General features: G+C 68.3%; 19 protein-coding genes and 1 pseudogene. 8 read left to right on the top strand and 12 right to left on the bottom strand.

The window, feature by feature from the left end; genetic code table 11:
• Positions 1-2: 2 nt before the first annotated feature.
• The 3 genes from metG to rsmI all read right to left on the bottom strand — a co-directional run bounded on the left by metG (position 3) and on the right by rsmI (position 3,162).
• On the bottom strand, positions 3-1,595 hold the full coding sequence (metG, locus tag QUE33_RS01470; RefSeq protein ID WP_286301503.1) for a methionine--tRNA ligase: 1,593 nt from the start codon (positions 1,593-1,595) through the stop codon (positions 3-5).
• A 106-nt stretch (positions 1,596-1,701) separates the two neighbouring features.
• Positions 1,702-2,328, bottom strand: a complete 627-nt coding sequence (locus tag QUE33_RS01465) for a class I SAM-dependent methyltransferase (protein WP_286301502.1) — start codon at positions 2,326-2,328, stop codon at positions 1,702-1,704.
• Positions 2,329-2,346: 18 nt separating this feature from the next.
• Entirely contained in the window at positions 2,347-3,162 is an 816-nt protein-coding gene (rsmI, locus tag QUE33_RS01460; protein WP_286301501.1) for a 16S rRNA (cytidine(1402)-2'-O)-methyltransferase, read from the bottom strand.
• 49 nt (positions 3,163-3,211) lie between these two features.
• Here rsmI and QUE33_RS01455 point away from each other — a divergent pair, with 49 nt between their 5' ends.
• Both QUE33_RS01455 and QUE33_RS01450 read left to right on the top strand, forming a co-directional pair.
• Complete coding sequence (locus QUE33_RS01455) at positions 3,212-3,883, top strand: phospholipid carrier-dependent glycosyltransferase (RefSeq protein WP_286301500.1); 672 nt, start codon at positions 3,212-3,214, stop codon at positions 3,881-3,883.
• 32 nt (positions 3,884-3,915) lie between these two features.
• Positions 3,916-4,812, top strand: a complete 897-nt coding sequence (locus QUE33_RS01450; protein WP_286301499.1) for a dolichyl-phosphate-mannose--protein mannosyltransferase — start codon at positions 3,916-3,918, stop codon at positions 4,810-4,812.
• Here QUE33_RS01450 and QUE33_RS01445 read toward each other — a convergent pair.
• The 8 genes from QUE33_RS01445 to QUE33_RS01410 form a co-directional block, all read right to left on the bottom strand.
• Positions 4,781-6,280 (bottom strand): HNH endonuclease signature motif containing protein, encoded by a 1,500-nt coding sequence (locus QUE33_RS01445; RefSeq protein ID WP_286301498.1) that lies wholly within the window; start codon positions 6,278-6,280, stop codon positions 4,781-4,783. The two genes, QUE33_RS01450 and QUE33_RS01445, sit on opposite strands and share 32 nt — an antisense overlap.
• 184 nt (positions 6,281-6,464) lie before the next feature.
• Positions 6,465-6,812, bottom strand: a complete 348-nt coding sequence (locus QUE33_RS01440) for a GntR family transcriptional regulator (RefSeq protein ID WP_286301497.1) — start codon at positions 6,810-6,812, stop codon at positions 6,465-6,467.
• Positions 6,809-7,717, bottom strand: a complete 909-nt coding sequence (locus tag QUE33_RS01435) for a hypothetical protein (protein WP_286301496.1) — start codon at positions 7,715-7,717, stop codon at positions 6,809-6,811. The genes QUE33_RS01440 and QUE33_RS01435 overlap by 4 nt, the downstream gene beginning before the upstream one ends.
• Before the next feature lie 56 nt (positions 7,718-7,773).
• Positions 7,774-7,938: a hypothetical protein gene (locus tag QUE33_RS01430; protein ID WP_286301495.1), complete on the bottom strand. Its 165-nt coding sequence runs from the start codon at positions 7,936-7,938 to the stop codon at positions 7,774-7,776.
• Positions 7,935-8,555, bottom strand: coding sequence for a hypothetical protein (locus QUE33_RS01425; RefSeq protein WP_286301494.1), 621 nt, complete (start codon positions 8,553-8,555; stop codon positions 7,935-7,937). Before QUE33_RS01425 ends, QUE33_RS01430 begins: the two co-directional genes overlap by 4 nt.
• On the bottom strand, positions 8,516-9,658 hold the full coding sequence (locus QUE33_RS01420) for a thioredoxin domain-containing protein (protein WP_286301493.1): 1,143 nt from the start codon (positions 9,656-9,658) through the stop codon (positions 8,516-8,518). The genes QUE33_RS01425 and QUE33_RS01420 overlap by 40 nt, the downstream gene beginning before the upstream one ends.
• Positions 9,659-9,671: 13 nt before the next feature.
• Positions 9,672-10,244 carry an FMN reductase gene (msuE, locus tag QUE33_RS01415; RefSeq protein WP_286301490.1) on the bottom strand — a complete coding sequence of 191 codons (573 nt, stop codon included), beginning with the start codon at positions 10,242-10,244 and terminating at the stop codon, positions 9,672-9,674.
• A gap of 110 nt (positions 10,245-10,354) precedes the next feature.
• The gene (locus tag QUE33_RS01410; protein WP_286301489.1) at positions 10,355-11,191 is read right to left on the bottom strand and encodes an aldo/keto reductase; all 837 of its coding nucleotides are present in this window, start codon (positions 11,189-11,191) and stop codon (positions 10,355-10,357) included.
• Positions 11,192-11,243: 52 nt separating this feature from the next.
• Between QUE33_RS01410 and hrpA the strand changes: the two are divergent.
• Positions 11,244-15,256, top strand: a pseudogene (gene hrpA, locus QUE33_RS01405) (ATP-dependent RNA helicase HrpA).
• Positions 15,257-15,274: 18 nt separating this feature from the next.
• On the top strand, positions 15,275-16,219 hold the full coding sequence (locus QUE33_RS01400; protein ID WP_286301488.1) for a quinone oxidoreductase family protein: 945 nt from the start codon (positions 15,275-15,277) through the stop codon (positions 16,217-16,219).
• Between the two features lie 33 nt (positions 16,220-16,252).
• On the opposite strand, the gene QUE33_RS01395 is transcribed toward QUE33_RS01400, so the two are convergent.
• Positions 16,253-17,593 carry an NtaA/DmoA family FMN-dependent monooxygenase gene (locus QUE33_RS01395; RefSeq protein ID WP_286301487.1) on the bottom strand — a complete coding sequence of 447 codons (1,341 nt, stop codon included), beginning with the start codon at positions 17,591-17,593 and terminating at the stop codon, positions 16,253-16,255.
• Positions 17,594-17,848: 255 nt separating this feature from the next.
• Between QUE33_RS01395 and QUE33_RS01390 the strand changes: the two genes are divergently transcribed.
• The 4 genes from QUE33_RS01390 to QUE33_RS01375 all read left to right on the top strand — a co-directional run bounded on the left by QUE33_RS01390 (position 17,849) and on the right by QUE33_RS01375 (position 22,567).
• Positions 17,849-19,237 carry an LLM class flavin-dependent oxidoreductase gene (locus QUE33_RS01390; protein ID WP_286301486.1) on the top strand — a complete coding sequence of 463 codons (1,389 nt, stop codon included), beginning with the start codon at positions 17,849-17,851 and terminating at the stop codon, positions 19,235-19,237.
• A gap of 36 nt (positions 19,238-19,273) precedes the next feature.
• Positions 19,274-20,800: an ABC transporter substrate-binding protein gene (locus tag QUE33_RS01385; protein WP_286301485.1), complete on the top strand. Its 1,527-nt coding sequence runs from the start codon at positions 19,274-19,276 to the stop codon at positions 20,798-20,800.
• Between the two features lie 145 nt (positions 20,801-20,945).
• On the top strand, positions 20,946-21,869 hold the full coding sequence (locus QUE33_RS01380) for an ABC transporter permease (RefSeq protein ID WP_286301484.1): 924 nt from the start codon (positions 20,946-20,948) through the stop codon (positions 21,867-21,869).
• The gene (locus tag QUE33_RS01375) at positions 21,869-22,567 is read left to right on the top strand and encodes an ABC transporter permease (protein WP_286301482.1); all 699 of its coding nucleotides are present in this window, start codon (positions 21,869-21,871) and stop codon (positions 22,565-22,567) included. Before QUE33_RS01380 ends, QUE33_RS01375 begins: the two co-directional genes overlap by 1 nt.
• Positions 22,568-22,571 lie beyond the last annotated feature (4 nt).

Here is a 22,571-nt window from a genome sequence, read left to right as displayed (position 1 = left end):
GCTCAGGCGGTCTGCTCCACGCGCGGGAACAGCGGCGCCAGCGCCGACACCGTCGTTCCGGGCTGGAGCGCACCCCAGGCACCTGCCTCGCGAAGCGGCTGCGCAGTGAGCTCGCCCAGCGATTCGTTCGCGCCGAGCGCGTCCCAGAGCTTGCCGGTCGACTCGGGCATCACCGGGGAGAGCAGCACGGCGAGAGCGCGCAGCCCCTCGGCGCAGGTGTACAGCACTGTGCCCAGGCGCGCACGCTTCTGCTCGTCTCCGCCATCCGACTGCTTGGCCAGCGCCCACGGCTCGTTCTCGGTGATGTACCCGTTCAGCGCGTCGACGATCGTCCAGATCGCGTGGATCGCCTCGTCGATGCGGAAGTGCTCCATCGCGGCATCCGCGGCGCCCACCGCATCCGCCACCTTCTTCTGGATCGCCAGATCCTGCTCGCTGTACTCGGCCGCCTCGGGGACGACGCCGTCGAAGTACTTCTCGATCATCGCGACGGTGCGCGAGGCGAGGTTGCCGAACCCGTTGGCGAGCTCGGCCTGGTAGCGGGCCGACAGGTCCTCCCAGGAGAAGGAGCCGTCCTGGCCGAACGCGATGGCCGAGAGGAAGTAGAAGCGGTACGCGTCCGAGCCGAACACGTCGGTGATCTCGGTGGGCGCGATACCGGTGAGCTTCGACTTCGACATCTTCTCGCCGCCGACCAGCAGCCAGCCGTGCGCGAACACGCCCTTGGGCACCTCGACGCCGGCGGCCATCAGCATGGCCGGCCAGATCACGGCGTGGAAGCGCAGGATGTCCTTGCCGACCACGTGATAGGCGGGCCAACGGCGATCGAAGGTGGCCTGGTCGTCGCCGTAGCCGACGGCGGTGGCGTAGTTCAGCAGCGCATCCACCCACACGTAGATCACGTGCGAGCTGTCCCACGGCACCTCGATGCCCCAGTCGAACGCCGAGCGCGAGATGGAGAGATCCTTCAGGCCCTGCCGCACGAAGGAGACGACCTCGTTGCGCGCGGACTCCGGGCGCACGAAATCGGGCTGGTCGCGGTACAGCTCCAGCAGGCGATCCTGGAACTCGCTGAGCTTGAAGAAGTAGTTCTTCTCCTGCAGCAGCTCCAGCGGCTTGGAGTGGATGGCGCAGACCTTCAGCCCCTCGAAGGGCCCCGTGCCGTCGAGAATCTCGCTCTCGGGCTTGAACTCTTCGCATCCCACGCAGTACAGCGCCTCGTACTCGCCGGCGTAGATGTAGCCGCGGTCGTAGATCGCCTGCACGAACTTCTTCACGCGCTCCTCGTGCCGCTCCTGCGTGGTGCGAATGAAGTCGTCATTGGCGACGTCGAGGGTCTTCAGCAGCGGGAACCATGCCTCGCCGACCAGCCGGTCCACCCACTCCTGCGGGGTGACGTTGTTGGCCGCGGCGGCGCGGAGCATCTTCTGACCGTGCTCGTCAGTGCCGGTCAGCATCCAGGTGTCGTCGCCCGCCTGGCGGTGCCAGCGCGCGAGAGTGTCCACGGCGACGGACGTGTAGCCGTGGCCGATGTGCGGCACGTCGCTGGGATAGTAGATCGGCGTGGTGATGTAGAACGATTCGCCTGCGGGCATGCTCTCGATTCTAGGCGGGAAGCGGGGCCGGTTCTGATTCGTGACCTCTGGCCGGTAGCCCTCGTGATCACCGGCGCGTGTGCGGTGCTGGTGGCGCTGGTGGTCGTCATGATCGTACGGCGGTCACTGCGCCGTGCGGGCGGGAGCTGACCTCGCCATCGACCCGCGGGCGGGACTCGGACGCCGTGATCGTGAACCCGGCGTCTTCGAGTGGGCCTGCCAGGGCATCCGTCGTCCAGAAGTATGCGGTCGTGATGGCGTGGGCGAAGGGCTCGCGCGGGGTGCCGTCGAAGAAGCCGATCAGGATGCTGCCGCCGGGAGCGAGTACGCGGGCGAACTCGGCGAGGACCGCCGGCAGCTCGGACGGCGGCGTGTGAATCAACGAGTACCAGGCGAGAATGCCGCCGATCGAGGCATCCGGCAGCGGGAGATCCGCGAACGAGCCCTCGACGAACTCCACGTGCGGGCTGAGCTCCCGCGCATGCGCGATGAACGCGGCAGACAGGTCGATGCCGAGCACGTCCCGCGGATGCCCGGCGGCGCCGCCATCGTGCAGGAATCGCGTCCAGTGGCCCGGTCCGCACCCTGCATCCAGCAGCCGTCCCATCGTCGCATCCCGCCACGCCGCGATCAGCTCCGTGTCGCCGGGGGTCATCTGATCGATCTCGCCCGCGACAGCGAGGTACTCCTCGGCCCGCGCGTCGTACGCATACCCGATGAGGGACTGCGTCATATGAGGGACTCCGTCATATCAGCGCGCGGCGAGCGCAGCCTGGTAGAGGTCGCGGGAGGACAGACCGGTGGCCGTGGCGACCTCGGCGCAGGCATCCTTCAGGCGGGTGCCGGATACGACGAGCGTCTGTACCTGGGCGAGGGCGTCATCGGCGGACACCGCGGCAGGTGCGGCACCCTCGACCACCACGACGATCTCGCCTTTCACGCCCTGCTCGGCCCAGGCGACGAGTGCGGATGCCGTGCCCCGGCGCACCTCCTCGTACAGCTTGGTGAGCTCACGGCACACCGCGATGCGGCGGTCGTCTCCGAAGGCGGTGCCCATGTCGGCCAGTGATGAGGCAAGCCGTGAGGGCGATTCGAAGAACACCATGGTGCGGGGCTCGGATGCCAGCATCCGCAGTGCCCTCCGCCGTTCGGCCGGCTTGCGCGGCAGGAAGCCCTCGAACGTGAACCGGTCGGTGGGCAGCCCGGAGATCGCCAGCGCCATGAGCACCGCGCTCGGGCCGGGGATCGCCGTGACGGTCACCCCCGCCTCGACGGCCGCTGCGACCAGCCCGTAACCGGGGTCGCTCACGGCGGGCATCCCGGCATCGCTGACCACGACGATGTCCTGCGTGGCTGCGAGAGCTGCGAGCTCGGCGGCCTTGTGCTTCTCGTTGTGGTCGTGCAGTGCGATCAGCCGGGGGCGGTTCGCGATCTTCAGCGCCTGCATCAGTCGCTGCGTGGTGCGGGTGTCCTCCGCGGCGACGATCTCGGCGTTCTCGAGCACCTCTGTCAGCCTTCGCGAGGCGTCGCCGAGGTTGCCGATCGGAGTCGCCGCGAGGATGATCACCCGTCCAGCTTAGGCGGGGCGATCGGGCCCGATTGCGTAGGCTGATCGGGTGACCTCGCCCACGCCGCTGCTGCCGCCGCTGACCGGACGCAGCACCTGGTTCGAGCGCCTGAGCGGCCGTGCGATGGCGAACCCGGCGACGGCCCGGATGCTGGCCTGGCTGGCACCGGCTCTGGTCACCGTGCTCGCGGCGGTGCTGCGCCTGGTGAACCTCGCGCATCCGCACGAGATCATGTTCGACGAGACCTACTACGTGAAGGACTCCTGGTCGCTGTGGAACCTCGGCTACGAGGCGAAATGGGGCGACGACGCCGATGCGCAGCTGGCGGACGGCGACGACTCGGCCATGCAGACGGCGGGCTCGTTCGTGGTGCATCCGCCGCTGGGGAAGTGGATCATCGCGCTGGGCATGGCGGCAGCCGGCCCCGGCTCGAGCTTCGGCTGGCGGCTGACGACCGCACTGCTCGGCTCGCTGACGGTGCTGCTGGTCTACCTGGTGTCTCTGCTGCTGACCCGCTCACGCACAGCCTCGACGATCGCCGGCGGACTGCTCGCCATCGATGGCCTCGGGATCGTGATGAGCCGGATCGCCCTGCTGGACGGGATCCTCACCTTCTTCATCATGCTGGGCGTACTGTTCGTGCTGCTCGATCGCCGCCGAACCCTCCCCTCCTGGATGCCATCGGCACGGACGATCCTCCCGAGTCCCCGACGCAGGTGACGCAGTTGACGCGGATGGCGCAGGTGGCCCGGATGACGGGACCTGTACTGTGGGCGCGCCCGTGGCTGATCGCCGCCGGGATGGCGTTCGGTGCCGCCACGGCGGTGAAGTGGTCGGGCGTGTACGCGCTGGCGGTGTTCGGCCTGTACGTGGTGGTCACCGACGCGCTCGCACGGCGGCGCGCGGGAATCGCCCTGTGGCCGACGGATGCCGTGTTCCGGCAAGGGCCGGCCTCGTTCCTGCTCCTGGTGGGCCCGGCGCTGCTGACCTATCTGATGTCGTGGACGGGCTGGCTGCTCACGGCCGGCGGGTACGACAGGCAGACGGATGCCAACCCCTTCATCGCCCTGTGGAAGTACCACGAGGCGATCCTCGCCTTCCACGTGGGGCTGGCGTCTCCACATCCGTATGCGAGCCCGGCCTGGCAGTGGCCACTGCTGCTGCGTCCGACGGCGATCTGGGTGGCCGATTCGCCGGCACCGTGCGGTACGGATCACTGCATCGCCGTGATCTCGTCGGTGCCGAATCCGCTGATCTGGTACGCCGGCGTGGCCGCCGCGGCGTATCTGCTGTATCGGTTCGTGCGCGCGATGATTCAGCGCCAGCCGATCGCGCCGATGCTCACGTTCGCACTGGTGGGGCTGATCGCGACCTACGTCCCCTGGCTGCTGGTGGGCAACCGCACGATCTTCCAGTTCTACACGGTCGTGATGGTGCCGTTCCTCGTGATCGCACTCGCAGTGGCGCTGCGCGAGCTCGCCGGGCCGAAGCACGCTCCGCTGCACCGCCGACAGGCCGGACAGCGCACGGTCGTCGTGTACCTGTGCGTCGTGGTGCTGGTCTCGGCGTTCTACTACCCGGTGTGGACGGGCATGAGCGTGCCCTACGAGTTCTGGCTCATCCATAACTGGCTGCCGGGCTGGATCTGACCGGTTCCCGGCGTCGCCTCGCCTCGCCCGCTCCCGTCGGGCGCCATCGTCGTCTGCGATCCCACCAGGCCGGGCCTCGGATCTCGGGAACACCCTGTCGCATCCGGATCTGCCATTCCGACAGGTGCAGAGTGCGGTGATGGTGCCAGCAGAGCGCGACACCGTTGTCGGTGTGTGTCGGACCGCCCTGAGAATGCTCCTGAACGTGATGGATCTCGCACCAGGTCGCAGGGATCGTGCAGCCAGGGATGATGCATCCGCCGTCTCGCGCGACGATCGCCCGGCGCTGCAGCGCGTTGAAGATGCGCGCCGAGGTGCCCAGGGCGACGATCCGGCCGCGGTCGTCGAACATCACCCGCTGGATACCGCCCGCACAGCCGACCTGCGCGGCCACGCGCATCGGCACCGGTGCGTCGACACCATCGACGGATGCCCATCCCGAGCCGGCCGCGTAGTCGGCGGCGTCGACGGTGACGACGAGCGTCGGGGCCGCGCCGCCCAGATCGGGAAGCTCACCGCCCCGTGCGGCCGCGGCGAGGATCGTCGCGAACACATCGTGCATCTTCTGCGGCCGGGTGCGGTCGTCGATCGGCACGAGAGACTCGCCTTCCGGATCGTCCGCAGGCTCTCGCTCTTCGAAGTGCACACCGCCGGGCACGGCGACCGGGTCGACACGGGGGTTTAGCAGACTGTCGGCCAGCCGAAGCAGCTGCGCGGCAACCTCGGGGAGCAGTTCGCCTCGCATCGGGATGCGGCCGTCGCGCTTCCTGCCGAGCCAGAGCCCGCGTTCTCGCGAGGCCAGGTCGTCGGTGGGCTCGGCGCCGTCGGGGTCGAGATACGCGGCGAGAACGTGAGCCAGCTGCGAGAGCTCAGCAGGAGTCGGCGCCGGGTCGGTGCCCGCACCGAGATTCGCACCAGCATCCGGAGTCGCACCGGCATCCGGGTCCAGCTCTCCGCGGGCGAAGGCCGCCAGCTGCCGATCAGCCTCGACCACCGCCTCCGGCGACAGCCGTGCACTGCTGCGCTCGATCGGCGCCGCCGCGGCCAGAAAGCCGTCGATACCGACAGTGCCATCGTTCAGCTCCCGGCGAAGCGCGTCATACCGCGCGGGCAGGAACGCCCCGTCGGTGATGCCCTGCATCCGGGCGCTGAACCCGGCGGCCCGCACCAGGCTGCCCGCGGTACGCCGATCCACGCGCAGCACCAGCTGCAGCAGATCGGCCGGACGATCGCATCCGTATGAGGTGGTCATCCGCTCGGCGCGCAGGCCCTCCGAACGCTCCCGCACTTGCACGGTCGCCTCGACCATCGTCGCGTCGATCCCCCGCCGCATGCGGCCGGTGACCTCGAGCAGTCGCATCACCTCGGCATCCGACAGCTGTGCGATCTGCTCGTCTGCGAATGCGTCGGCGACCACCGAGGCGAAATCCGCCTGCAGCTGCTCGAGTCGATCGACGATGCCGTTCATGCCTTCCATTCAACCGATGGCCTCCGACATTCGAACATCTATTCGGGGCAAAGTTTAAACCTCAGGTTGAAGCGAGTTTTCGATACTCCTGAGACGCCAGGAAGAATCAACTACCGACACGGCAACGAACGCACCGCCCGGCGCCGTCCGCGCAATCAGGGATGATCGCCTGCGCCGACGGACCTCAACGCGCGTTCCAGGCGGCCCTGACGGCACCGAGCGCCTGGTCGAGAGTGAGACCCTTGGCCGTCGAGGCGAAGTAGACAGCGGCATCGCGGACGTCCTGTGAATACGCGTGCCCTGCGGCGACACGGGTTCCCCGCGCCCGACTGGTCTCGACCAAGCCCTCCTCTTCCAGGAGCGCATAGGCCTTGGCGACGGTGCCTGCGGCGACACGCAGATCTCCCGCGAGCTGCCTGATCGAGGGCAGTCGATGCCCACCGGGCAGCTCACCGGAGCGGATGCCGTCGGCGAGCTGCGAGCGGATCTGCTCGAACGGCGCCACCGCGCCGGTCGGATCGACGGTGATCATCGCACCGGCTCCGGCATGCGGCTGATCTTCTCTCCGATCGTGAAGGCGGTCAGTGCGGCGAGCGCGACGCACACGACGCTGAGCACCAGGAAGACGACTCCGACGATCACCAGCACATCGCCGACGATCGCCCACAGCGTCGGCGTGCTCTCGAGCATCGCCCGGCGGACGCCACCCCCTGCGATGAGCGCGATCCCGCCACCCGAGAAGAGCACGGCGCCGCTGACGAGCCGGACGACCACCGCCGCCGACGCCCGACGCCACTGGATATCGGCATCCGCCTCCTCGGGGGCAGGCAGCGCCACCGTCGCGGCGATCCGATGCAGCGCGATCACCGTCGCCGCCATGAGCACGATGAGTCCGATCAGCGCGGGGACTCCGTAGAACCACCCCGGATACGGACTGACCTCAGAGGCCTCGAGCGCGGACTCGAAGCGGATGCTGCGCGACCGTCCCTGCTCGTCGGCCTGGGCCGTCATCCCACAGAACACCACGATTGCGACGAAGACCACCACGATCTCGAGGCAGGCGTACAGCCAGCGGCGTGGCGCAACGGTCCACCACGACCGGTACCTGAGCGCGGCGGCACGCGGCTGATGCGCCGCCACGGGCACGGTGCGCGCCGGAGTCGATGCGTACAGCAGCAGGGCCGCGGCCACCGCCACGAGCGGTGCCGCAGCGAGCGGCCACCCCAAAAGCGCGGGCATCGTCACTGCGGCCACAACGCCGGCGAGGAAGACGACGAACGCACACGCCACGGCAGTCAGCGCCCGGCGTCGTGCGGCGGAGATCACGGGGGCGACCCGATCGGGCAGCGCGGCCGGACGACGACGTGCGATCGACCACACGAGGACGACCGCCAGCACGATCAGCACTGCGAAGAGAACGACTACCGGACCTGACATGTGGATCCCCCTTTTTCGTGTACCACTCGAACGATACACAAGAAGGGATTGGTGTGTCAAGAGACTGATACAGCCAGCGCTCTCGGATCACTCGTCGGCAGCCGGCACACGAAGTCGCGGCAATCGTAGGCGACGCCCTCGGTCGCCTCCTTGCCCTCGAACAGCGCGAACCCGGCATCCGCGAACGCCTTCGCCTGCGCAGGCGTGACCACGGCGATCACCTCGGCATCCGTCCTTCGCGCGGCGTGCGCCAGTTCGTCGTCTTCCGAGGCGACGACAGCGACGACCTGCCGCGGCGGCTGCGCCAGCCCCGCCGCCACCCGCAGGATCGCGCCGTAGGCGATCGGATGCTGCAGCGCCCGACCGGCCACCCCCGCGACCAGCTCCTCCGCGCGCGCACGGTGCTGCTCCCCGCGCCCAGCCGCCAGGCGGTGAGATGAGCGGATGCCAGTGCCGCAGGCCCCGAGGGCAGATCGCCGTCGCCGTCGTCGGCGCCGCGGGGGATCCCCTGACCTGCCAGCACCGGATCCGGCACGGGCGTCTCGGCCAGCACCTCCTGCGCCCGTGTCGCCCACGACGCGTCGCCGGTTGCGAGCGCGAGCGCGAACAGCCCGTCCGCCAGCAGCCCCACGTCGGCCGACGTCGCCACGGCGTCCGCTGCCGCGCCATCCAGCGAAGAGCGCACCAGCTGTCCCGACGTTCCCCGGTTCACCGTCAGAACGTGCTCCCCAGCGCTCGCGGCCGCGGCCACCCAGGCGGGTTCGCCCAGCACCGCGCCGGCACGGGCCAGCGCACCGATCACGAGCCCGTTCCAGCCGGTGAGCACCTTGCCGTCCACGGCGGGCGGCTCCAGCCTCGAGCGGGCAGCCGTGTCCTGGCGGTAATAGCCGCCCTCGCTGCGTTCGCCGTCGATCCACGACTCCGAGTCCTGCGCCGCGCCGAACCCCCGCCCTCACGCCGCAGCACGCCGAGCAGAAAGCCGACGATCCCCTGCACGGCATCCTGCCGGCCGGCATCGAGGGCGACCTCCAGCAGCTGCGCGTTGTCGGTCAGCATCCGCTCGTAATGCGGCACGGTCCAGTCGCGCTGCGTGGCGTAGCGGAAGAAGCCGCCGTCGACCGCATCCCGCAGCTCGGAGGCGGACATCGCCATCAGCGCACGGTCCACGGCATCCGATCCGCCCGCCAGCGGATGCTGCAGGAACCGCAGCGCGGTGGCCATCGGGAACTTCGGCGCGCCGCCGAATCCGCCGAACTCACGATCCTCGCGTTCGATGATCGACGCCGCCGCGGCACGGAGCGCGGTGGCGTCGGGAAGTGCCGACTCCGGCGCGTGCGCGGCGGCCCGCAGCGCCTCGGCGACGGCATCCGCCGAGGCGAGCACCTCTGCACGCCGCGCCGTCCAGGCCTCTCGCACGGCGGTGAGCACATCACGGAACGCTGGCGTGCCGCCACGAGCCTGCGGCGGCCAGTAGGTTCCGGCGTAGAAAGTGCCGCCCTGCGGCGTGAGGAACACCGTCAGCGGCCAGCCGAGGTTCTGGGTGAAAGCGGATGCCGAGGCCATGAACGCCGCGTCGACCTCCGGATGCTCCTCACGGTCGATCTTCACCGCCACGAACCCCTCGTTGATCTGCGCGGCCGTCGCAGGGTCCGAGAACGACTCGCGGGCCATGACGTGGCACCAGTGGCACGTGGAGTAGCCGATCGAGATCATCAGCGGCACCTCGCGACGGCCCGCCTCGGCGAAGGCCTCGGCGCTCCACGGCCACCAGTCCACGGGGTTGTCGGCGTGCGCGCGCAGGTACGGGCTGAGGGTGTCGGCGAGCCGGTTGGTCATGGCACCACCGTACGCCGCAGGAGTGCTCGCGAGGGCGGATGCCGCGGACACCGCGGTGCTGAGGGCGGATGCCGGCCGGATGCCGCGCTCTCGTGCCGCAGGCACGCGGGGCGACGGGTCAGAACGCGGCGAGCGCGCGCGGGTCCGTGACCGGGGCGTAGCCGACCAGCGGCAGTGCGCGCTCGGCGGCGAGCGTCACGCGAGAGAGGATCTGCTCGGAGATGATCTCGTAACCCGCGAAATCGGTGTTGCTGGCGTAGACGCCCAGCGGCAGGGTGAGCGCCTGGAAGAACGCGAAAAGCGGACGCAGCTGATGTTCGATGATCAGGGCGTGCCGCTCGCCGCCGCCGGTGGCCGCCAGCAGCACCGGCTTGCCGACCAGTGCGTACTGGCCGATGAAGTCGAAAAGGTGCTTGAACAGCCCGGTGAACGATGCCCGGTACACCGGGCTGCCCACGATCAGCAGATCGGCCTCCTCGATGGCACGCAGCTGCTCCTCCACGGCGGGCGGCAGATCGTCGCGACGCAGCGCGCCCGCCAGGCCCGGGCCGATCTCGGTGAGCTCGATGATGTGCACGTCCACGTCGATCCTCTCGGCGACCGCTGCAGCGATGGCGCGCAGCAGAGCCGTGGTCTTGCTGGGCTCATGCAGGGATCCGGAGACGGCGACGACACGGTAGCGGGCTGACATGTCTCCGACGCTACTGAGCATGACGCCCCGCGTCACGACGAGTGAAACGGGGCGTCATGAGACGGAACGCGGCGACATGAACGAGCCGCCAGGGATCCGTCAGAGATCCGTCAGTTCACATCGTTCGGCTGCGAGCCGACCCGGCCCGATCCGTCCAGCGGGTCGAGGGCGTCGATGGCGGCCATCTGCGCGTCGTCGAGCTGGAAGCCGAACACGTCGAGGTTCTCGCGCATGCGCTCGGCGTGCACCGACTTCGGGAAGACGATGAAGCCCTTCTGCAGGTGCCAGCGCAGCACCACCTGCGCGGGTGTGCGTCCCGTGGCAGCGGCCGCGGTGGCGACGGCATCCGTGCCGAACAGGTCGTACTTGCCCTGGCCCAGTGGACCCCATGACTCGATGAGCACGCCGTGCGCGGCGGCCCAGTCGGTGATCTCACGCTGCTGGTAGGCCGGGTGCAGCTCGATCTGGTTCACGGCCGGGGTGATGCCGGTGGCGGCGACGATGCGCTCCAGGTGCGGCACGAGGTGGTTCGAGACGCCGATGGAGCGGGCGAGTCCGCGCTCGCGGATGCCGATCATCTTCTCCCACGCGTGGACGTAGTCGTCCTTCGCCGGGGTCGGCCAGTGCACCAGGTAGAGGTCGACCTGCTCCAGCCCGAGCCGCTCGAGGCTCTCGGCGATGGCCCGGTCGGGCTCGTCGTCGTGGTGGCGGTCGTTCCACAGCTTGGTGGTGACGAACAGCTCGGAACGCGCGATGCCGCTGTTCGCGATGGCGGCGCCCACGCCCTCCTCGTTGCCGTAGATGGCCGCGGTGTCGATGTGGCGGTAGCCGGCGTCGAGCGCCTCGGCGACCGCGCGCTCGGCCTCGTCGGCCGGCACCTTGAAGACGCCGTAGCCGAGCTGAGGGATGCTGTTGCCGTCGTTGAACTCGAGTGTGGGGATCGTCATGCTTACAGCGTACGGTCACTGCAGATCAGGCGGCGTCGTACGATGGAGGGCTATGTCTTCGCCCGTCATCGTGTACCCGCCGGAGCTGCCGGTCTCGGCCGCGCGGGACGAGATCGCCGCCGCCATCCGCGACCACCAGGTCGTGATCGTCGCCGGCGCCACAGGATCGGGAAAGACCACCCAGCTGCCGAAGATCTGCCTGGAGCTGGGCCGTGAGCGCATCGCGCACACACAGCCGCGCCGGCTGGCGGCGCGGACGATCGCCGAGCGCGTCGCAGAGGAGCTGCACGTCGAGCTGGGCGATCTGGTCGGCTACAAGGTGCGCTTCACGGATCAGGTCTCCGATGCCACCCGCATCGCACTGATGACCGACGGCATCCTGCTGAACGAGATCCATCGCGATCGTCTGCTGCGCCGCTACGACACGATCATCATCGACGAGGCGCACGAGCGCTCCCTGAACGTCGACTTCCTGCTCGGTTATCTGCACCGCATCCTTCCCGAGCGGCCCGATCTGAAGCTGATCATCACCTCCGCCACCATCGATCCCGAGAGCTTCGCCGCGCACTTCACGTCACGGAACGGTGAGCCGGCCCCCATCGTGGAGGTGTCCGGGCGCACCTATCCGGTGGAGATCCGCTACCGGCCACTGAGCGACGCGGACGCGACTCCGGAAGAATCCGCCGCAGGCGGACGTGGACGTGGCCGCCCCGCAGGACGCGATTCAGTGAAGAGTCTCCGGAGTTCCGAACCGGCCGCGACCGAGCCGGAGGACGAGGTGGGTGCGATCGTCGCGGCGCTGCGCGAGCTGGATCGGGAAGCACCGGGCGATGTACTGGTGTTCCTTCCCGGTGAGGCCGAGATCCGCGATGCTGCCGAGGCCGTGCGCGGAGCGTACCGCTCGTCGACCTCGCCGGTGGAGGTGCTGCCGTTGTACGGGCGACTGTCCGCCGCCGAGCAGCACCGGGTGTTCGAGAAGTCGAAGGTCGCGGGGCTGCGCCGACGTGTCGTGCTGGCCACGAACGTCGCCGAGACGAGCCTGACGGTACCCGGCATCAAATACGTGATCGACGCGGGCACGGCCCGCATCTCGCGATACAGCGCGCGTTCCAAAGTGCAGCGCCTGCCGATCGAGGCCGTGTCACAGGCATCCGCGAACCAGCGCTCGGGACGCGCAGGGCGCCAGAGCTCGGGCATCGCGATCCGCCTGTACAGCGAAGACGACTTCGAGAAGCGCCCGGAGTTCACCGAACCCGAGATCCTGCGCACCTCACTGGCCTCGGTGGTGCTGCAGATGCTGTCGCTCGGGTTCGGCGACATCACCGAGTTCCCCTTCCTCACTCCCCCGGACTCGCGCGGCGTGAAGGCCGCGTTCGATCTGCTCACCGAGATCGGCGCGGTCGACCTTCCGCGCGGTTCCCAGCCGCGGCTCACGCGCGTCGGCCGTGAGATCTCGCGGATGCCGATGGATCCCCGCTTCGCCCGGATGCTCGTAGAGGCCGCCCGCGCCGGATCGGACGTGCTGACCGCGGTCACGCCCATCGTCGCGGGGCTGTCGATCCAGGACGTGCGCGAACGCCCCTCTGCGGACGCACCGCAGTCGGTACGCGACGAGGCTGACCGGATGCACGCCCGCTTCGTCGATCCGACCAGCGACTTCCTCACCCTGGTGAACCTGTGGAATCACCTGCGCGAGCAGCAGAAGGAGCTCGGATCCAGCGCCTTCCGACGGATGTGCCGCAGCGAGCATCTGAACTATGTGCGCGTGCGGGAATGGTTCGACGTGCACCGTCAGCTCAAGACCCTCGTGAAGGCGCCGAAGCACTCCGGTCGCCCGGCGACGGAGGGCGCACCCGATCCGGATGCCGTTCACCGGGCGATCCTCGCCGGCCTCCTCTCGCAGATCGGCATCCTCGACGAGCGCACGGCGTCCACGTCGAAGAACAAGGCCAAGGGCGAGAAGCGCCGCATCGCGGAGTACCGCGGCGCCCGCGGCATCCGCTTCTCGATCTTCCCCGGGTCGGGGCTGCGCAGGAAGTCACCGCAGGCGGTCATGGCCGCCGAGATCGTGGAGACCTCCCGCACCTATGCCCGTACGGTCGCCGCGATCGACCCGGCATGGGCCGAGGCGCTGGCGGGTGACCTCGCCAAGCGCCAGGTGACCGAGCCGCACTGGTCGAAGGATGCCGGTGCCGCCGTCGCCTACGAGAAGGTGACGCTGTTCGGCGTGGAGATCATCCCCAAGCGGCGCGTGCAGTTCGCGCGCATCGACCGCGCCGGTGCCCGCGAACTGTTCCTGCGGCATGCGCTGGTCGAGGGCGAGTGGGACCCTCCCGGATCGACAAACGCGTCAGTGCGTTCTGGCGGGCGAACGCCGAGCTGCGGCGCCGACTGGAGAAACTCGAGGAGCGCGAGCGACGCCGAGACATCCTCGCCGGCGACGAGACCGTGTTCGCCTTCTACGACGAGCGCATCCCGCACGAGGTGTTCGATGTGCGCTCCTTCGAGAAGTGGTGGCGCGAGGCGCTGGCCCAGACGCCCAAGCTGCTGGTCATGCGCGAGGGCGACCTGCTCGACGACGACGGCCGTGCGGATCAGGCCGAGTTCCCCACCCGGTGGACGCAGGACGATCAGGTGCTGGGGCTGGCCTACCGCTTCGAGCCGGGCGCCGAGGACGACGGCGTGAGCGTGGTGCTGCCGCTGGCGCTGCTGCCGCAGATCCGCGACGCCGGTTTCGACTGGCAGGTTCCCGGGCTGCGCGATGAGCTGATCACCGGGCTGCTGCGGGCGCTGCCGAAGGCCATCCGGCGGCATGTGGTGCCTGCGGCCGACTGGGCGGGAAAGTTCAGCGAGCAGCTCGCCGACGAGGGGCCGGAGAAGCACTTCGGCCTGCCCGGGCGCTCGCTGAAGGAGGCGCTGGCACGGCTGATCCAGCCGTTGGCGAACCAGCCCGTCTCGGCGTCGGATTTCGACGACGAGCGGGTGCCGGGTCACCTGCGGATGAACTTCCGCGCCGTGGACGAGCGCGGGCGCGTTGCGGGGTCGGATCGTGACCTCGCGACCCTGCAGCAGCGCCTGTCGGACCGCTCACGGCAGAGCGTGGCGCAGTCGATCGCCCGGCCCGGCTCGCCCGGTGGAGGCAGGGAGCGCAGACCGGATGCCGCAGCTGTCGCCGCCGCATCCGCCCGCGGTCCGATCGCGCAGGACGGCCTCACCGACTGGACCTTCGGAGACCTTCCCGACGTGCTCGATACGAAGGTGGCCGGCGGCGTCGTGCGCGGCTACCCGGCGATCGTCGACCGCGGCTCGACGGTGTCGGTGCGGCTGGAGGCGACAGCGGACGCCGCGGCATCCGCCACCCGCGACGGCGTGCTGCGCCTGGTGCTGCTGAACGTCCCCTCCCCCGCCTCGTACGTGCAGAACCACCTGACCTCGGCGGAGAAGCTGGCGCTGGCGGCCTCGCCTTACCAGAACGTCGCAGCGCTGATCGAGGACGCACGCACCGCCGTGGTGCGCGGGTTGATCGATGAGGGGGCGCCCTCCGGCGTCATCCGCACGGAGGCGGAGTTCCGCCGGGTCCGGGATGCCGTGAACGCGACGCTCGTCGACAGCCTGTTCACCTGCGTGTCGCTGGTGGCCCGCATCCTCACGAAGAGCCGTGACGTGGAGCGCGGCATCAAGTCGCAGAACTCGCTCGCCCTGCTGGGCCCGCTGAACGACATCCGCTCGCAGCTGGGCGGGCTCATCCGGCCCGGGTTCATCTCCACCACGGGCGTGGAGCGGCTCGCGCACCTACCGAGGTATCTGGACGGGATGCTGGAGCGACTGAAGACGCTCGCGAACGAGCCGGGCAAGGATCGCACGCGCATGACCGAGTACGAGCGGATGGCGAAGGCGTTCGAGGATGCCGGCGGCACGATCCCGCCCGCGGCTGATGCATCAGCGACTCTCGTCGAGGTGCGATGGCTGCTGGAGGAGTATCGCGTGAGCGTGTTCGCGCAGCGCCTCGGCACCGCCCAGCCGGTCTCTCCGCAGCGCATCATGAAGGCGCTCGCGGCGCGCTGACCGGGTTAGCCTGGCATCATGGCTCGCGCGATCGTCTACACAGAAATCGGTTCCCCTGACGTCCTTCAGCTGGTGGAGGTGCCCGACCCCGTCGCTGGCGCCGGCGAGGTGGTCGTGCAGATCGAAGCCGCCGGCGTGAACCCGATCGACGTCAAGCAGCGCGCGGGGCACCGTCCGCTGCCCCCGATCACCGAGCCGCGTCATGTCGGATTCGACGGTGCCGGCACGATCACCGCGCTGGGCGACGGCGTCACCGGCTTCGCCGTCGGCGATCGGGTGGCGATCGGCGACACCCGCGGCACCTACGCCTCGGCACTGACCGTTCCGGTGCACAACATCACCCGTCTTCTCGATGGAGTCACCTCTGCGGAGGGCGCCGCGATCGCCATCCCGGCGGGAACCGCCTATCAGTCGCTGCGCTCCCTCGCCGTCCGCAAGGGAGAGACCTTGCTCGTGCATGCCGGTTCCGGGGCCGTCGGGCAGGCCGCGGTGCAGTTCGCGGTGCTGTGGGGCGCGACCGTCGTCGCGACGGCGAGCCCGGAACGGCATGAGCAGCTGCGCGCGCTAGGCGCCGTGCCCGTCGCCTACGGCGACGGGCTGCTGGAGCGCGTGCGCGAGGCCGCGCCGCAGGGTGTGGATGTGGCCCTGGACTGCGCGGGCACCGATGAGGCCATCGAGACCTCGCTGGCACTGGTCGCCGACCGTGAGCGGATCGCGACCATCGTGCGCGGACCGGATGCCGCGGACTTCGGCATCCAGGCCTATTCCGGTGGCAGCCCGCATCCGCTCACCGAGCAGCAGCTCGCCTGGCGCCGCGAGGCCGTGGGCGTGACGATCAACCTCATCGAGGCCGGCGACTTCCAGATCGAGCTCGGTCCCGAGTTGCCCCTGGCCGACGCGGCCCGCGCCCACGAGCTGATCGAGCAGCATGCCGCCAGCGGCAAGATCGTCCTGGTGCCCTGAGCGAGGGGATGCCGCTCCTCGCCGTGTCCTCGCTCAGCTCGTCACGCCCTCGCGTCGAGCGACGGTGTGGATGTTCTCCGGAAACGGCAATCCCAGGCTCTCGCGCAGCGTCTCATTGGCGCGGCGATCGCGCACCAGTCCACGAGCGCGCAGGATCGGCACGACTTCCCCGCAGAAGCGCCGATACTGCTGCGGCTCATGGACGAAGAGGTTGAATCCGTCAACAGCACCCGACTCGACCCACGCTTGGATCTCGTCGGCGATGTCGTGGGGCGCACCGCAGAAATGCGCCCAGTGCGCCTGCTGCATGTTCAGCCATTGCCTCAGCGTCAGCCCACGCGCTGCGGCGACGGCAAAATCTCTCGCCGTCGTCGACGTCAGCACGTCAGCGTGAGAGCGCAGCAGGTCTGCAACTGGTGCATCCAGCTGCGCCTCATCGACCGCAACGTTCCCGAGTGCTCGTCGAGCGGCGGCGGAGATGTCATCCGTGGCCGCGCGGCGGGCACGGATGAGAGCGAGCACCTCCTCGTCACTGTCGCCGATCGAGACGCTTAACGCCGGCACGAATCGGAGCGTGCTCAGATCTCTGCCTACATGTCGCGCACGTTCGCGCACATCGTCGGCAAGCTCTCGGGCCTGCGCGATCGTGGTCGCGAAGCTGAAGACGATCTCTGCCACCTCAGCGCTCAGCTGCCGTCCCTGCTCGGATGTGCCGGCCTGAATCAGCACTGGCTGCCCCTGGCGAGATCGCTGGATGTTCAGCGGCCCCGCGACGTCGAAGAATTCTCCATGGTGATGGACAGCGTGCAGCCGTGTCGGATCAAGAAACTCTCCTGTGTCGCGGTCCCTCGGGAAGGCGTCATCCTCGTAGCTATCCCAGAGTCGCCTGACGACCCGTACTGCTTCCGCGGCGCGCCGATAGCGGGTAGGGCCATCGAGATGTGCAGGACGTCCGAAGTTTCCCGCCGTCCCAGGATCCATACTCGTCACGATGTTCCAGGCCGCCCGCCCGCCGCTGAGAACGTCGAGCGAGGCTAGCCGGCGAGCAATATCCCACGGCTCCGCGTAGGTGGAGCTGATCGTTGCGGCGAGGCCGATGCGTTCGGTGCGCATAGCCACTGCAGAGAGCAGTGTCAACGGCTCCAGCCGGTTCAGATGATGCGGCGGGAACGTCTCATCGATGAATTGGCTGTCCACGATGAACACGAAGTGAAACTGCGCGGCCTCGGCCTGTCGAGCTTGCTCCGCATACCAGTCGATGTCGGTGCTTGCCTCGCTCGGAACGTCCGGATCGCGCCAGAGTCCCCGATAGGAGCCATCACCGGCTCCCACAAGAACCGCGCCCAGAATGATGCCGTCCTGTGAAATGGTCATGAGCCATGTCTCTCGCGTTCAGCGGAGATCGGCAAGTGGTGCCGTAACGCGCCAACACACACCACGAACGATGTGCACACCTCTCACTGCAGCGCGCAAAGATACTCCGATATCCCGGCCTTCGGGAGCTTCTCTCCCTTTCATGACGCATTCGCGTCATGCGACGTCACCAAGTCACGCCGTGTTACACGGTGCTTTCCGACTGCCGACGCGCGCCCTCAGAATCGGGGAAGCACGACGACGGAGGAGGCAGAAGTGACCCATGAGCGAACCCCACGGCAGATCAAGTTCGGCGCGATCCTGACCGGGACCGGCGGTCCCGGGGACCAGTTGCGCTGGCTGGACCCCGAGATCCCCGGCGATGCGAGCGTCGACATCGACTGGTACATCGAGTACGCCCGGCTCGCCGAGGAGGCGAAGTTCGACCTCGTCTTCATCGTCGACAGCCAGTTCATCACTCCGCACTCGCCGCCTCACTATCTGAACCGGCTCGAGCCGCTCACACTGCTCTCGGCCCTTGCCGTCAGCACGTCGCGCATCGGACTGGTAGGCACCGCGACCACGTCTTACAACTCCCCGTACAACCTGGCCCGCCGATTCGCCTCGCTGGATCTGATCAGCCGTGGCCGCGCGGGCTGGAACGTCGTCACCAGTGGAGATGCCGGAACCGCCGGGAACTACAGCCGTGACGAGCACTTCGACTACCCGACGCGCTACCGTCGTGCCGCCGAGCACATCGAGGTGTCTCAGGGGCTGTGGGACAGCTACGAGGACGATGCCTTCCCCCGCGACCGCGAGACCAAGGTCTTCCTCGATCCGGCCAAGCTGCACGAATTGAACCACGACGGCGAGTTCTTCCAGGTCGTCGGCCCGCTGAACATCCAGCGCTCCCCGCAGGGCCAGCCGGTGATCTTCCAGGCCGGCGACAGTAACGACGGTCGTGACCTGGGTGGTCGCTATGCGGACGGCATCTTCACCTTCACGCCCAGCATCGCTGACGGTCAGGCGTTCGCCGCGGACATCCGCAGTCGTGCCGCTGCCGTCGGCCGCAACCCCGACCACGTGCTGATCCTGCCGGGCGCACGGATCGTCGTCGGCGACACGGATGACGATGCCCGTGAGATCGAGCGCGCTCAGCACGAGCTGAGCAACTCCTTCGAGATCACGCTCGCAGAGCTCGGACGCCCCTTCGGATGGCACGACTTCAGCGGCTACGACCTGGACGCGCCGTTCCCCGACGTGCTCCACCTCGCCGAGCACAGCTTCCGCACCCAGGCCGAGGCGATCGTCGCCGCCGCCCGGAAGGATGACCTCACATTGCGGCAGGTGGTCGAGCGCCGCGCCGCACTGCATCCGTCTCCCTTCGTGGGGTCGGCCAAGACGGTCGCCGACACGATACAGGAATGGTTCGAGGCGGGCGCCTTCGACGGGCTGAACGTCTTCGTCTCGCATCCCGCCCAGTTCCGACGTTTCGTGGCCGAGGTGATCCCGATCCTGCAGGAGCGCGGCCTTCACCGCTCCGAGTACGAGGGCACGACCTTGCGCGAGCACCTCGGCCTGCCATTTCCTGCCAACCGCTACACCGTGTCCGCCACCAGAGTCGAGCAGACGGCGAACGCGGCGAGCCTCAGCACCGCGCACTGACCACCCACATCCGACCCCGGAAGAAAGCAGACCATTGTGACCAGATACTGGCGCCCACTTGCAGCAGCAGCCATCGCGACGACCCTGATCGCCGGTATGACCGCCTGCGGCACACCCGGTGACAGCGGTCCGACCTCCTCCGATCAGGAATCGGTGCTGCGCTGGTCGTTCGGCCTGCCGACGTCATGGGATCCGGTCGCCAGCCGAACGGGAATCGACATCAACACGATCTCGCTCGCCTACGCATCACTGACGAAACTGGATACCGAGGGGAACGTGGAGCCGAGCCTTGCTGAGTCGTGGGCGTACGACGACAGCGGCAAGGCGATCACTTTCACCCTGCGTGAAGGTCTGACCTTCAGCGATGGGACGCCGTTGGACGCTGCGGCGGTGAAGGCACACTTCGAACGCGGGAAGACGCAGGACGACTCCCACCTGCGCGATCAGCTCGCCGACCTGGAGAGCGTCACTGCGGACTCCCCGACCGAGGTGACCCTGCACCTGTCATCGATCGACTACCAGATCCCGTACCTCGTGGCGGGCCGGACGGGCGCGATCGCAAGCCCGACCGCTGCTGAGAATCCGGACGAGCTGGCCGTGCATCCGGTCGGCGCCGGTCCGTTCGTCATGACCGATTTCGTCGCTGAATCGCACGCCACGTTCGTGAAGAACGAGGACTACTGGGATGCCGAAGACATCCACATCGATCGTCTCGAGCTGTCCACTGCACTCGACGACGCGACCGTGGTCTCCGCTGTGCAGTCCGGGTCGATCGATGTCGCGCGGCTGCCCGCGACCCAGGTCGAGCAGGCTAAGGCCGCAGGCCTCACCGTCTCCGTAGCGGGGACGCTGGCTGCCAATGACGCTTCGATCAACCTGAACAAAGCACCGTTCGACGACCCGGCTGTCGTCGAGGCATTCCGATACGCCTTCGACCGTCAGGAGTTCGTGGACGTACTGACCGGTGGCGAGGGCACAGTCACACATCAGCCGTTCCCGAAGGGATACGTCGCCTTCAACCCTGAGGTGGAGAAGATCTGGAGCTACGACCCGAAGAAGGCCCGCCAGATCCTCGCCGACGCCGGCTATGACGACGGCGATCTGTCGATCGAGATCACCACGATGGCGACAGGCGAGCTGAGCGCACAGCTGGCCCAGTCGCAGCTCGCCGACATCGGCGTGAAATCCACCATCAAGGTGGTTCCGGCCGGCTCGACCACCTGGCAGGACGAGGTGTACGTCGCCAAGAATCCGCAGCTGGCTCTCGATGGCACGATCGGACGGGAATCCCCGGTCGCGAATCTGCTGGCCACCTACGGGCCGCAGGGCATCATGAACATCAGCGGTCCACACTCCAGCGATGAGTTCCTCGAGGCCCTCGACGCGGTCCGGAGCACGCCGATCGACTCCCCCGAGTACCAGTCCGTGCTGCATGAGGCCGTGCGCATCGGCGTCGAGCAGTCGCCGACCAACTACCTGTACAGCGCGCCGTGGATCATGGTCTCCGCCCCATCGGTCAGCACGCTGAACCTGCTCCCGTCGCAGGTCCGTTGGGAGGGGTGACGGTCGGCGACTGAGCCGCCGTCGACAGCCTCATGACGACACTCACTCTGACACCCGAGGCGGGGGATCGCGCAGCAGTCGCGATCCCCGGGCTCCCGGTGCCACCCGCGTCGCAAGGCGACTGCTGGGAGCGCTGGGTGCGACCATGCTGATCGTCATCCCGGTGTTCGTGTTCGCCACCTTCATCACGTTCCTGCTCGGTGCGGCGAGTGGCCTGAGCCCGGCCGCCGCGCTATCCGGTGATGAGGTGACTCCGGAGCGGATCGCGCAGATCAACGCCGAACTCGGCTTGGACCAGCCACTCATCGTGCAGTATCTGAGTTGGATGGCTGCCCTGCTCCGGGGAGATCTGGGCGTCAGCTGGTACAACGGCTTCACGGTCACCGAGCTGATCGGGCAGCGACTGACCATCACTGCGTCGATCGCCGGTATGGCACTGATCATCGGCATCGTCGCGGGAACTGCGCTTGGGATCATCGCCGCCCTGAATCAGGGTCGCGCTGTGGATCGTGCTATCACTGCGACCACGACTGGCCTATCGACACTGCCGCCGTTCGTCGTCTCGATCGGATTGATCGTCGTCTTCAGCGTCTGGCTGAGGCTGCTGCCCTCCTCGGGGTATGTCCCGTTCGGGCAGAACCCCTCACTGTGGTTCCAACTGATCATCATGCCCTCCATCGCCCTCAGCCTGGAGCCCGCATCCGATATCGCGCGTCAACTGCGCACCGGCCTCGTGCACTCGCTCTCGCAGCCGTACATCACCGGCGCTGTGGTGCGCGGTCTTTCTCCGCGCCGTATCCTCACCGTGCACGCCTTGCGCAACGGCTCGGGACCGGCGATCGCCGTGCTGGGTATGAAGATCCCTGCGCTCCTGGGTGGTGCCGTCGTGACCGAGACGATCTTCAACATGCCCGGATTCGGACTTCTCGCGGCGGACTCCGCGCTGCGCGGTGACGTTCCTGTCGTACAGGGCACCCTCGTCATCTCCATCGTGCTCGTGCTCGCATTCAACGTGCTGGTCAACGTCGTTCTCACCGCACTCCAGCCCGCCACTCGAAGGGCAGTGTGATGAATCTGCGCGATGTGCTGCATCCGACAAGCGCGAAGGTGGCAGCCGGCATCCTCGTGATCGTCATCGCCCTGACTGCATTCGGCCCTCTTCTGGCACCGCAGGATCCGTTCGCCAAAGACACGACGGCTATGCTGCAGGGCCCGAGCGCGGTGCATTGGCTGGGCACCGACGATCTAGGCCGTGATGTGCTCAGCCGTCTGCTCGTCGGCTCCCCGATCTCGGTGCTCTCTGCTCTCATGGCAGTCGCCGTCGGGCTTATTCTCGGGGTGATCCCCGCGCTGCTGTCCGTGTATCTGAACCGAGCCTTCGAATGGTTCTCGCTGCGTCTGATGGATGCTCTCATGACGCTGCCGTTCCTCGTGTTCGCCATCGCGATGACGGCCCTTCTCGGCAACGGTGTGCCGCAGGCCATGGTCGCGGTCGGCATCCTCATCTCACCTGCGTTCTATCGCGTGACGCGAGCTGCCGCTCTCAGCGCAGCCAGCTCGCAATACGCCGAGGCTGCGGTGCTGCTGGGCGCCTCCACCAGTTGGGTGCTGCGACGGCACGTATGGCGGCATGTGCTTCCAGCAGTCGCTGTGGCAGCGGCAGGCCTGACCGGTGCGGCCTTGGTCATCGTCGCATCGCTGACGTTCCTCGGGATCGGAGTCGTACCCCCGATCCCACGTGGGGCGGGCTGCTGGCTACGGACCTGAAGTA

It is taken from the genome of Microbacterium suwonense (genome assembly GCF_030296555.1).
GTDB classification, from domain to species: Bacteria; Actinomycetota; Actinomycetes; order Actinomycetales; family Microbacteriaceae; genus Microbacterium; species Microbacterium suwonense.
The sequence above is the reverse complement of the archived record's forward strand: the minus strand, read 5'-3'. Positions and strand labels throughout refer to the sequence as shown.

What these genes read in the sequence shown, in the direction of transcription:
- metG (WP_286301503.1), bottom strand. Translation starts at nt 1,595, where the DNA reads ATGCCCGCAGGCGAATCGTTCTACATCACCACGCCGATCTACTATCCC.
- QUE33_RS01465 (WP_286301502.1), bottom strand. Translation starts at nt 2,328, where the DNA reads ATGACGCAGTCCCTCATCGGGTATGCGTACGACGCGCGGGCCGAGGAG.
- QUE33_RS01450 (WP_286301499.1), top strand. Translation starts at nt 3,916, where the DNA reads ATGACGGGACCTGTACTGTGGGCGCGCCCGTGGCTGATCGCCGCCGGG.
- QUE33_RS01445 (WP_286301498.1), bottom strand. Translation starts at nt 6,280, where the DNA reads ATGAACGGCATCGTCGATCGACTCGAGCAGCTGCAGGCGGATTTCGCC.
- QUE33_RS01440 (WP_286301497.1), bottom strand. Translation starts at nt 6,812, where the DNA reads ATGATCACCGTCGATCCGACCGGCGCGGTGGCGCCGTTCGAGCAGATC.
- QUE33_RS01435 (WP_286301496.1), bottom strand. Translation starts at nt 7,717, where the DNA reads ATGTCAGGTCCGGTAGTCGTTCTCTTCGCAGTGCTGATCGTGCTGGCG.
- msuE (WP_286301490.1), bottom strand. Translation starts at nt 10,244, where the DNA reads ATGTCAGCCCGCTACCGTGTCGTCGCCGTCTCCGGATCCCTGCATGAG.
- QUE33_RS01410 (WP_286301489.1), bottom strand. Translation starts at nt 11,191, where the DNA reads ATGACGATCCCCACACTCGAGTTCAACGACGGCAACAGCATCCCTCAG.
- QUE33_RS01400 (WP_286301488.1), top strand. Translation starts at nt 15,275, where the DNA reads ATGGCTCGCGCGATCGTCTACACAGAAATCGGTTCCCCTGACGTCCTT.
- QUE33_RS01395 (WP_286301487.1), bottom strand. Translation starts at nt 17,593, where the DNA reads ATGACCATTTCACAGGACGGCATCATTCTGGGCGCGGTTCTTGTGGGA.
- QUE33_RS01380 (WP_286301484.1), top strand. Translation starts at nt 20,946, where the DNA reads ATGCTGATCGTCATCCCGGTGTTCGTGTTCGCCACCTTCATCACGTTC.
- QUE33_RS01375 (WP_286301482.1), top strand. Translation starts at nt 21,869, where the DNA reads ATGAATCTGCGCGATGTGCTGCATCCGACAAGCGCGAAGGTGGCAGCC.